An 11,428-nucleotide genomic window follows, 5' to 3' on the forward strand; every position below is an offset into this window, starting at 1 on the left:
CAATGTCCTCTCCCGCCAACTTCGACGAACTCGACCTCTTTGTCTGGGAAGGCAAAGCCGACATCCTCGACCGCATTGCGCGGTGCATGGCGAGCTTCGACGTGGAAGTGATCCGGGCCGATGGCCTGCCGCCTCCGCAGCAGGACCGCGCTGCCGCGGTGCGCCCCTGCGTCGCGATCATCAGCGTCACCGTCATCGACAGCGGCGGCCTCGCGCATGCCACCGAATTGCTGCAAGGCATGCCGGTGATCTGGGTGGCCGCGGGTTCGCGCGAGCGCGATTCGCGCACCTATCCGCCCGAGTACCTGCACGTTCTGCCCTACGACTTCACCTGCGCCGAGTTGCGCACGATGGTCGCAAAGCTGGTGCGGCAACTGCGCGCGCGCGATGTGGCGCCGCAGGCGCCCGACGTGCTGGTGGCGCATTCCGACGCAATGAAGGCGCTGCTTGCGGAAGTGGGTGCCTTTGCCGACTGCGACCATCCGGTGCTGGTGCGCGGCGAGACCGGCGTGGGCAAGGAGCGCATCGCGCAGCAGTTGCACCTGGGGCATCAGGCGTACAACAAGGGCGCCTTCGTCGCGGTGAACTGCGGTGCGATTCCCGACGGCCTTTTCGAGTCGCTGTTCTTCGGCCACACCAAGGGTTCGTTCACGGGCGCGGTGCATGCGCATCGCGGCTATTTCGAGCAGGCCACGGGGGGCACGTTGTTCCTCGACGAAATCGGCGACCTGCCGCGCTACCAGCAAGTGAAGCTGCTGCGGGTGCTCGAAGACAACACGGTCACGCGGCTGGGTGCGACTTCGCCTGTGCGGGTCGACTTCCGGCTGGTGGCGGCGACCAATCGCAACCTGCGCGAGATGGTGGCAAGCGGCGAGTTTCGCGCCGACCTGTTCTATCGGCTCGCGGTGATCGAGCTGCATGTGCCCAGCCTCGAAGAGCGCGGCGAGGTCGACAAGATCGCGATCTTCAAGGCGCTGCTGAGCAACGTGCTGGGCGACGAGTTGGAAGCGCTCGGTGAAACGCCGCACTGGCTGAGCGATGCGGTGGCTGAAACGTACTTCCCCGGCAACGTGCGGCAGTTGCGCAATCTCGCGGAGCGGGTGGGCGTGATCGCGCGGCAGTTGCATGGCTGGGACCAGAACCTGATCCAGCGCGCGATCGCGCTCACGCGCGGCACGCCGGCGCCAGCCATCTCGGCCGATCGCAATGGCGTGGGCGGCGCGGGTGTGGCGCTGGACAGCAATGGCGATCGCAAGGGCTGGAACAGCGGCGAGCGCAACCGCATCATCGCGGCGCTGGAGATCAACGACTGGAAGCGCCAGGACACCGCGCAGCACCTGGGCATCAGCCGCAAGGTGCTGTGGGAAAAGATGCGCAAGTACCAGATCCTCGACGGCGAGCCTGGCATCCCCGAAGAAGCATAGGCTCGCCCCCAGGCGACTCTTGGGCTCGCCCCCAGGCTACGCGCACTTCGTGTCGCTTCTCCTTCCCCCTACCGGGGGCAACACCTGAGGCCCGGCGAAGCCGGTTCCTCGGTGTTTCCCGAACGCTCGGGGCTTTGCTTCGCTCGCCCCTTCTTTTTTCAGGGATTTGTCAGGCGGGGGGCTTTGCGTAGCGGGGGGTTGCCGATGGCTGCGCTTGCTGTGCGTTCCACGACCGGCTCGCTCGCGCAGGCCGTATTGCTCGAGATGCACAGCGCGCCCAACAGGCCGTCTTCGGTGAGCACGGGGCGGCCGGGGGCGCCGAAGAGGTGGTCGATCCAGGTGTTGGTGGCGGTGGGGTCGATGCGCAGTTCGCCGGTGGTGCGCGCCAGGCGCAGTTCGGAGATGCGCAGGTCGAACACGCCGTCGATGTAGTCGAACAGAAGCGTGTAGTAGTCGAGCTGCGCATCGAGCACTTTGGGCAAGGTCTCGCGGCCAAACTCCATCAGGCGGCGGCGGCCGCGGAAGGCCTGGCCGGAGGTGCTGACGGCTTCCATCAGTTGCCGTTCGCGCTCGCGTCCGGAGACGGTGCGGGCCCATGACGCGGATGTCAGCTCGAACAGGTTGAGCCTGACGCCTTCGAGCTTGGCTTCCTGGTTGGCGATTTCCGCAAGGGCGGACTTCAGGCGCAACTGCCTGTCGAAGCCGTTGCCGAAGTTCCAGTTGAGTTCCAGGCCCGCGCGCGTCGGGTTCTGCGTCACGTCGTTCGGGTCCTTGGTCTTGACGACGACGGCATCGATCGTCGGATACAGGCTCGCATCCTGCTGATCGGCCAGTGCCCTGGCGCGGTCGATGCGGCCCTGGGCCTCGGCGATCTCGGTGCTGCGCGACTCGGCGCGGCGCAGTGCCTCGTCCTGCGAGGTGATGCGCCATTGCACCGGCGCGGCAAGCACCGGCAGCGAATCGGGATTGGGCGAGAACTTGTAGTAGTTGCGGAACTTGGCCAGCGCCTCGTCGCGCTGGGCCTCGAAGTCCGATTCGCGCGCGGCCACCAGGGCGCGCCGCGATGCGGCCATGTTGAGGTCGTTGTCGCCGGTCACGCCGAGCGCAACGCGGCGGGCTTCGGCTTTGGACAGCTCGGCCACCACTTCGGTGGCCCGGTGCGCAATCTGCTTTTTCAGGTCGAAGCGCTGCACCTGCAAATAGGCGGTGAGCGCATCGAGCACCACCTTTTGCGAAGTGGTGACCACGGCTTCATCGTCGGCCATGTTGCCCGCCTCGGCGGCGCGTTGCGCGGCGCTCATCGCGCCGCCGTCGAGCAGGCTCATGCGCACCTGGGCGCTGAGCACCGTGTAGTTCTGCGTCTTGGCCTTGGCCACGCCGCTGTTGTAGCTGCCGGACGATGTACTGAAGTTCAGGCGCGGATAGCGCGCCTGCTTGGCCGCATCCACGCCGTAGCTGCTGGTGTTGGCTGCGGCCTGGGCCGTCTGCACTTCGGGGTATTCCTGCGACAGCGCGATCAGCGCCTGCTTGACCTGTTGCGAATAGCTCGCGGCGCCGATCGACGGTGTGGACAAACGGCGCGCGAGCATGAGGTCGGGCGCGGCTTCCTGCTGCCCTTGCTGCTCCTGCGCGAAGGCGACGGGTGACAGCGTGAAGCTCACGCACAGCGCTGCGCAGACAACACCGGGGCCCATGCGGCGCCGGTTGGCCGAAGTTCTGTCCATCATGGTTCGCGGAAGGCTTCGCGCCGCAGCTTGAGCACAGGTCGCAGCATGTACCAGATGAACGGGTCGGTGCCGACACGCAGGTCCACTTCGGACTCCATGCCGGCGGTGATGCGGTTCTCGTCGCGCCCCACGTGCGACTGCGACATGCTGATCAGCAGCCGGTAGTAAGGCGCGCCGTTGGAGACGGCCGGGTCGCGGTCGGCATCGGCGGCCACCAGCTTGACCTTGCCGTCGACGGCGCCGTAGCGCAGGTAGTCGTAGGCGGTGATCTTCACGCGCGCGACCTGTCCCACTTCGATGAAGCCGCGGTCATTGGGGTTGAGCCGCGCCTCGACCATGATCTCGTCTTCGTCGGGCACGATTTCCATGATGGCTTCGCCGGGCTTCACGACCCAGCCGGGGCTGGAGTTGCGCAGGCCCTTGACGATGCCGTCCGACGGCGCCTTCACCACGGTGCGCGAGCGCTGCGTGCGGGCGCGTGCGAGGTCTTCGCTCAGGCTTGCGAACTGGCGCTCGACGGTGGCCAACTCGTCCGATGCGCGGCGGCGAAAGCTGCCTTCGGCCTGGGCCATCTTGGCCTGCGCCTCGGTGATGGCGGCGTCGGCGGAGATCACGCCCTGGCGTGCCACCGCGAGTTCGCTGCGCACGCCTTCGGACTGTCGGCGCTTCTCGAGCACCTCGACCTGCCCGACCAGTTTCTCGCTGAGCAATTGCTCGGAGATCTCGAGTTCTTTCTGCATCAGCTCCAGCCGGTCGTTCAGGCCCTTGACCTTGGCCTGCTGCTCCAGCTTCTTGCTGCGTGCTTGCTCCAGGCCCGACACGGCGCCGGCCATCACGCCGCGCTGTTCGAGCGCGCGCGCCTGGTAGGCGCCGGTCTCGCCCGCGAACACGCTTTCATCGATGTCGGCGGCGAAGGAGTCGCGCCGAAGCGGCTGGCCGCGGCTCTCGGCCATGAGCCGTACGCGCGTGGCCAGCGTGGCCGCATAGCGGGCCGTGAGTTCTTCCAGGTTGAGGCCGCTGCCGCCCAGATCGATATCGACCAGCGACTGGCCCTGCTTGACCTTGTCGCCCTCCTTCACCAGCACGGCGCTGACGATGCCGCCTTCCAGATGCTGGATGGATTTCACGCGGTCGGAAGGGATCACGCGGCCGGGTGCCACGACCACGGTTTCCATCGGAAAGCCCAGGCCGACCAGTGCCAGCACCGCGACGGCCCCGCCGATGATCCACTGTCGCCGTCGCCCCTGCGGCGAGGTCTGCGCCGCGCGCCTGTCGTTCTCGTCCTGCAATACCTGCGGCAGATCAGATTTCAAAATCGCGGTCCCCAATCACTCGTCATGAATCAAGCCATGGAGCGGGAAGCCTCGGCCCCCGCACCGCTGTTGTTGTCCGCATCACCGACGGCCACCAGCGGCGTCCTGACGCCGAACAGCTTCGGCACCATCACCGCGGCGGTGCCCTGCTCGACGTTGCCCTGCCCGGTCACGTGATAGACCACGCTGGCCGCCGAGACGATGCGCAGCGAATGCGTGACCACCACCACGGTGCGCACCTTGGCGACCGCGAGCATGGTGGCGAGCAGGTTGCGCTCGCTCTGAAAATCGAGGTCGTTGCTGGGCTCGTCGAGCACCAGCACCGAGGGCTTGCGCAGGAAGCTCATGGCCAGCCCCAGCTTGCGCCGCTCGCCCACCGAGAAGCCGGTGCCGCCTTCGCCGACCACGGTGCGATAACCGTCGGGCAGGCGCGAGATGAAGTCGTGCGCGCCCGAGAGCCTGCAGGCCGCGACGATCTGTTCGTCGCTCTGGCCCGGGGCGCCGCGCCGCATCACGTCGATCAGCGCGCCGCCGAACCAGTAGACCTCTTGCGAGAGGTAGCTGATCCAGCGCGACAGCTCTTCGCGGCCGAATTGCGAGAGGTCGTATTCGCCGATATTGACGGTGCCGCGCGAGGGCGTGTACAGGCCCGAGATGAGCTTGACCAGCGTGGACTTGCCGGCGCCGTTGCGCCCGACGATCACATGCAGGCCGCCGGGGCCGATGTCGAGGTCGACGTTTTCCAGCACCGGCTTTTGCGCGGACTCGGTGAAGCTGAAGCTCACGTCCTTGAGCGTGACGCGGCCCAGCGGCTGCGGCAGCGTCATGCCGGTGGAAGGCTTTTCGACCGGCTCGCGCAGCACGGTTTCGAGCCGCTTGGCGGCTTCCTTCGCCGTGGCCAGCGAGCGCCAGTTCGACACCAGGCCGGCCACCGGCTGCAGCGCCTTCAGCGCCAGCATGTTCGAGGCGACGAGGCCGCCCACCGTCATCCATTGCTCCATCACCGAGATCGCACCGACGGTGACGACGATGACCGAGAACACCGTGAGCAGCACCGTGGTGCCGTCGCGCGCGGTTTCGATCTGGCCGTTCTTGGTGAAGCTCTCGGTGAGCCAGGCGTTGTAAGTCTGGCGCCACATCTCGATGGTGGGGCCGTCGTTCGACTGCGTCTTCAGCGTCTCGCGCGCATGGCAGATCTCGGAGGTGACGCGGTCCAGGCCGCGGCCGCGCTGCACTTCCTCCACGCGGCCGGCGCGCACTTCATCGGCCCACCACCATGCAAGGAAAGACATGATCGCGAGGAACAGGGCCACCACCGGCAACACCGGCAAGGCAACGATGCCGATGACCACGAGCGCGAAGACCGCCATCGGCAAGTCGAAGACCGATTGCGCGAGCCCGCCGGTGACGGTGCCGCGCACCGAGGCCACGTCGCGAAAGTACAGCTGCCATGACGACGCGGGCCGCGCTTCGAGCGCGCGCAGCGGACGCGCCAGCATCGAGTTGAGCAAGGCGCCCGACACGCCGTGGTCGATGATCGCGCCCGCATTGCGCAAGAGGCGCGAGCGCCGCGTGCGCAACCAGAACTCGATGCACAGGAAGAAGAAGATGCCGCTCACCAGCGCGGCGAGCGTCGAGGTGCCGCTGCGCGACAGCACGCGGTCATACACCTGCAGCAGGAAGATGGAAGGCAGCAGCCCGAACAGGCTGATGGGCAGCGAGCGCCACGCCGCGCCCTTGACCAATGGATAGGCCTCGCGGAACGATTCATGCAATGCGCCCGCATAGGGACTGGCACCAGGCTCGTCTGGCGTTTCGGCAACCAACTGACTGGGCAAGAGAAACTTGATCATGGGAAAAAGCCGATCCGTCGTGCAATGACGCCTGCGTCATTATCAACTGTTACCCGGCTGTTACAAGGCAAAAATTCAGTCTCCGTGCGGCTCAGCACGGAAGCGTTCGCCTCTTCATCGGATCAGCTTGCGCACCATGGATCGAAGCACCCGAATCGGATGGCGTGGTCGCTCCCCTGACCATGCAGCCGACCGGTTTTCCCACTGTCATTTCTTTCGCCTCATGGGGCAAACCCTGTGCGAGCACCAACGCGATGTTGGCGCACAGCAGCATGCACAGCACCCACGCGCAGAACAACTGAAGCCAGCCCAGCCACCATCGGCGCTGCTGCGGTTGCCGTTGCGCCTCGTGTTCGAAGGGCAGGTGCAAAAGGGCGTTCCATCTCATGTTCATGGCAGTGCTTTCAGAACCCGGGCCAGTCGGGACAAACCGACACCCGCCGAACTCTTCGCCAGCACCCAGTCGCCTGGTTGCAGCAGGCCGCCGAGGGCGGTGGAAAGGTCCGACACATCGACGAACCAATGCGAGCGAACTTTGGTTCGAATGCGCGCATGCAGGGCGCGCATCAGCGGACCGCACAACAGCACGCGGTCCGGTTGAGAGGCCAGCAGCTCCGCCTCGAGGTCGAGGTGGTGCCGCTGGGCGGCGGGCCCTAGTTCCTGCATATCGCCAAGAATGGCGACGCGCCGCGCGGGTTCGCAGGGGGCCTGTGACAGCAATTCGAGCGCCGCCCGCATCGAGCTGGGGTTGGCGTCATAGGTTTCATCGATCAGCTTGAAGCTTCCGCCGCCGATGTGAATGGTGTGCAGCGCACCGCGTCCGCCCGGCGGCTCGAAGTGCGCGAAGGGTTCGACCGCGGCGGCCAGCGGCAGGCGCAACGCCTGCAGCGCAGCGAGTGCGGCAATGGCGCTTGCGCCCATGTGGCGCCCCGGCGCATTCAGCCGCAACTGGAAGGGCTCGCCGGCCACCAGTGCCTGCACCTCGCCGTGGTCGAAGGCCAGCAGGCGCACGTCGGCGTCCTTGTGCTCGCCGCAGGTCACGATCTGGAGTTGATGCGCCATCGCGGCTTCGGCGAAGGTCGCGAACTCGGGCATGTCGCGGTTCAGCACCACGTTGTCGCCGGGCGCCATGCCCTGGAAGATGCGGCTGTCGAGCCGCGCGGCGGCTTCCGAAGGGCCACGGTGTTTCTGCGACGCGGCCGACAGCCCCGTCACCACGACCAGCGAAGGCCGCACGAGCTGCGCCGAGGCGGGCATGTGCGAGCTGCCCATCTCCATCACCCAGTAGGCCGCGTGGCGCGGCATGCAGGTCATGTTCCATGCGATACCCGAGGGCAGGCTGATGTTGCCTTCGGGCTGGCCGACCTCGCCCCATACGGTCAGTGCGCCGGCCATCATCGCGGCCACGGTGCTGCTGCCGGCGCCGCTGCCGAGCACGCCGCACACGCGGCCGGTGAATTCGGCGCGCGCATGGTCGCCCAGCTCCAGCACGGCCTGCAGCACGTTCTGCACCTTGAGCACGGGCACGCGCTTGTCCAGGTGCGGCTTGGGGTCGGTGCACAGCACGGCGGCGGCCGGCTGCAGCACGCCCTTGAGCGTGACGGCCGCGAGCGGTGTCTTCGACGGGCGCGTCTGGTGATCGAACACGACGCGGCCCTTGCGCATGAAGGAGCGCTGCGTCACGCCGCTGGCGCGCCAGCCGTCCTCGGGCTTGACGACCCATTCGCCGCCGGTCACGCGCGCCATCTCGCTCGCGGTCCACGCGGGGCCGTCGTCCCTCGGCGTTGCACCGCCCGAACCACCACCGGCGGCGGACAACGCGCGGCGCTCCAGCAGGTAGCGGTGGTAGGCGGCAAAGCCCGACACGTACTGCTCGACGTCGTCGATGCGCACGCGGAACGAGTGGTGCCGGATGAAGAACGAGCCGACGACGGTCGAGGGCCGTCGGAAGTACATCGCCATCTCCGGCCAGAAGAAACCGTTGAGCAGGTAGTGCGCGCGGTAGTCGAGCGCGCGATAGAACTTCTCGGTGTCCAGCTCGTCGAGCAGGTGCCGCATCGCGGGCATGCCTTCGAGCCGCTGCAGCATCTGCTGCGCCGCCAGCATGAGCTCGAGCAGCGTCGGAAAGGTGGTCTTGCGGTCGAGCACGAAGTCGAGATAACCCGCGACGTTCTGCAGCCCGAAGCGGAAGTATTTTTCTTGCGGGCTCCAGTACGTGAGTTCGTTGACGCAGCAGCTCAACCAGTGGTCATGCGCCTGCCAGTGCTGGCTTGCGATGAAGTGATCGAAAGCCTTCTCGACCACGGCCAGCCATTGCGGATCGCGCGTCAGGCCATACAGGCGCATGAGGCCGTAGGCCGCTTCGCCGTCGTAGTAGATGATGCGCGAGGCCTGCTTGAGCGTGAGGTCGGTGGCATGCAGCACATGGTTGAAGCGGCCGGTGGCCGGGTCCTGCAGCGACACGATGCCCAGCGCGAGTTTTTCCAGCAGCGGCAGCCAGCGGCGCGTGTCCATCAGCTCGCAGTACTTCACCAGCGCGAGCACGCAGGCCGCGTTGCCGCCGAGCTTGATCTCTCCGCCGGTGTCCACAAGGAACGCGACCTCGGCCCCGTCCGCCAGCGTGTAGTCGCGGATCAGCCAGGTGGTGAGATGGTCGAGCGAGCGGTCGATGGCCGCGCGCAGGGTCTCGTCGCGCGTCAGCTCCCAGGCTTCGAGCATCGCGTACACCGCGCTCGCATGGCGCATCGCGTCGTAGGTCGGGATGCGGCGATCGAAGCACGGGAAGTAGCCGTAGACAAAGAGCCCATCGGCCTGCACCTGGCGCGCGAGGTACGACGAGCCGCTGCGCACCAGGTCCAGCACCGACTGCGGATTCAGCGCCGGCATCTGCCGCCGGCCCGCGTCGAGCCCCGTGCCGACGAGCTTGTGCACCACGCCGTCGGGCTGGCAGAACATGCCCACCATCGCCAGCAGGTAGACCGGCTGGTCGGTCGGCATGTCCAGCGGCGGCGTGCGCTCGAAGCGGGCCTGCGCATAGACCTCGAAGTTGCGCTGGTTCACCACCGAATGCGCAATGGTCGAGTCGCCGCACAGCATCGCGTTGGCGTTGAGTTCCTGCTCGGTGAAGGCGATCGCGAAGTCCTGGTCGAAGGCCAGGCCGAGGCGAAAGTAGTTGCGCTTGACGGCCGTGAGCTGGGTCTTGAACTGCACCCAGTCCATCGGGCTCGCGCCCTCGACCCAGTCGATGCGCAGCCACGGCGAGACGATGCCGCGCTCGCGCACCCAGCGCTCGACGATCTCGGAGCCCTCGCGCCATGCCGTCTCGAAATCGGCGGCCCGTGCGTGCACGACATGCGCACGCTGGGAACCGTCGCTGACCGAGAAGAACAGCGTGAAGGCCGGATAAGGGGCAGGCAACGCCGCGCACACCGACACGAGGCGTTCGTGGCAGGCGTGGAGTTGGTCTGGGAAGGACATCATTCGGCCCCGATCGAATGCGGGAAACCGGCCGCGTCCGTCATCTGCTCTCGCTTTGACGTGAACGCTGACCGGAAACTGCCGTCAAGGTCATCGCTGGGTCCGGCTTCAGCGGTAGCTGAACTCGGCGCGGCGATTGAGCTGATAGCCCTCCTCTGTGGTTTCAAGCGATGCGGGTTTTTCGGTGCCCCAGCTGATGGCTTCGACACGCTCGGCCGGCACGCCCAGTTGCGTGAGCGAACGTTGCACGGCCTCTGCGCGGCGCTGGCCCAGCGCCAGGTTGTATTCGCGGCCGCCGCGCTGGTCGGTGTTGCCTTCGATCACGACCCGGCTCGACGGCCGGTTGCGCATGAAGCTCGCGTGCGCCTCGACGATGTTGCGGTCGCCGGGCCGGATGTTGTATTTGTCGAAGTCGAAGTAAACGATCTTCGGCACGCCGGCCGGGCCGTTCTGCACCGGCGGCGGCGGTGCGGGTTCTACCTTCGCCACCGCGCTCGCGCCCTTGTTCGAGTAGTAGTAGGTCGCGTCGTCGCGGCCGGTCCTGGGAGGGACGCAAGCCGCGAGGCTCGCGCTGAGCGCAACGAGGGCGAGTATCTGGAAATTCTTTTTCATATCAATCCTTTCGAGGGACAGGCCGGTGGTGGCCTGTCCCTGGTGCTGCCGCAGCTCCCTCACCCCTCTCCTTCCAATGTTCTTGTTCAACCCAGCAGGCCGTGCAGGATGTTCGTCACGGGAGACAGAACGTTGCCGGCGGGCGAGTGCTCGACCAGGCTGGTGATCGGGGTCAGGACATCGGTCACCAGCGGGGTGACTGCATGTTCGACACCGTTCACCACACTGCTGACCGCGTCGGTCACCGGTGCCACTGCGTGGCCTGCGCCAGCCAGGATGTCGGTCACGGGCGCCGTGGCGCTCGATGCCGCGCTGGTCACGGTGGAGACCACCGGGGCCACTGCGCTGGTCACATGGCTTGCCACGTCCGTCACCGGCTGCAGGATGTTGGCGGCCGGGCCGCTGCCTCCCAGCAGGCCGCCGAGCAAGCCACCCACCAGGCCGTCGTTGCCGAGCAGGCCGCCGACCAGGCCGTGATCGCCGAGCACGCCGCCGAGCAGGCCACCGGTGGTGCCACCGGTCACGCCGCCGAGCAGGCCGCCCACGAGACCGTCGCTGCCGAGCAAGCCGCCGACCAGGCCGTGGTCACCGAGCACGCCGTCGAGCAGGCCGCCGGTAGTGCCACCAGTCACGCCGCCGAGCAGGCCGCCCACGAGGCCGTCGCTGCCGAGCAAGCCACCGACCAAGCCGTGATCGCCGAGCACGCCGTCGAGGATGCCGCCGGTGGTGCCACCGGTCACACCGCCAAGCAGGCCGCCCACGAGGCCGTCGCTGCCGAGCAGGCCACCGACCAGACCGTGTTCGCCGAGCACGCCGTCGAGGATGCCGCCGGTGGTGCCACCGGTCACGCCGCCGAGCAGGCCGCCCACGAGGCCGTCGCTGCCGAGCAAGCCACCGACCAGACCGTGGTCGCCGAGCACGCCGTCGAGGATGCCGCCGGTGGCACCGCCACCGAGCACACCGCCCAACAAGCCACCGTCGCCGCCGAGCAGGCCACCGACCAGGCCATGCTCACCGAGCAC

General features: G+C 67.2%; 7 protein-coding genes and 1 pseudogene. 1 reads left to right on the forward strand and 7 read right to left on the reverse strand.

Going from position 1 to position 11,428, the window contains the following annotated elements; translation table 11 throughout:
- Positions 1-2 precede the first annotated feature (2 nt).
- Complete coding sequence (locus tag ACSFB7_RS21190) at positions 3-1,424, forward strand: sigma 54-interacting transcriptional regulator (RefSeq protein ID WP_435473644.1); 1,422 nt, start codon at positions 3-5, stop codon at positions 1,422-1,424.
- A 158-nt stretch (positions 1,425-1,582) separates the two neighbouring features.
- On the opposite strand, the gene ACSFB7_RS21195 is transcribed toward ACSFB7_RS21190, so the two are convergent.
- From ACSFB7_RS21195 to ACSFB7_RS21225, 7 genes and pseudogenes are all read right to left on the reverse strand, one after another.
- A complete protein-coding gene (locus ACSFB7_RS21195; protein ID WP_435473646.1) occupies positions 1,583-3,151 on the reverse strand; it encodes a TolC family protein in 1,569 nt (522 codons plus the stop codon).
- A complete protein-coding gene (locus ACSFB7_RS21200; RefSeq protein ID WP_435473648.1) occupies positions 3,148-4,464 on the reverse strand; it encodes an HlyD family type I secretion periplasmic adaptor subunit in 1,317 nt (438 codons plus the stop codon). Before ACSFB7_RS21200 ends, ACSFB7_RS21195 begins: the two co-directional genes overlap by 4 nt.
- A 29-nt stretch (positions 4,465-4,493) precedes the next feature.
- A complete protein-coding gene (locus ACSFB7_RS21205) occupies positions 4,494-6,317 on the reverse strand; it encodes a peptidase domain-containing ABC transporter (protein ID WP_435473650.1) in 1,824 nt (607 codons plus the stop codon).
- Positions 6,318-6,408: 91 nt separating this feature from the next.
- A complete protein-coding gene (locus ACSFB7_RS21210; protein WP_435473652.1) occupies positions 6,409-6,711 on the reverse strand; it encodes a hypothetical protein in 303 nt (100 codons plus the stop codon).
- Positions 6,708-9,797, reverse strand: a complete 3,090-nt coding sequence (locus ACSFB7_RS21215; protein ID WP_435473654.1) for a glutamate ligase domain-containing protein — start codon at positions 9,795-9,797, stop codon at positions 6,708-6,710. Before ACSFB7_RS21215 ends, ACSFB7_RS21210 begins: the two co-directional genes overlap by 4 nt.
- 105 nt (positions 9,798-9,902) lie before the next feature.
- Positions 9,903-10,406 (reverse strand): peptidoglycan-associated lipoprotein Pal, encoded by a 504-nt coding sequence (gene pal, locus ACSFB7_RS21220; RefSeq protein WP_435473656.1) that lies wholly within the window; start codon positions 10,404-10,406, stop codon positions 9,903-9,905.
- Positions 10,407-10,492: 86 nt separating this feature from the next.
- Positions 10,493-11,428 (reverse strand): annotated as a pseudogene (locus tag ACSFB7_RS21225) (hypothetical protein); the annotation flags it as partial.

The organism is Variovorax raffinosi (assembly GCF_051216615.1).
In the GTDB taxonomy this organism is placed as follows: domain Bacteria; phylum Pseudomonadota; class Gammaproteobacteria; order Burkholderiales; family Burkholderiaceae_C; genus Variovorax.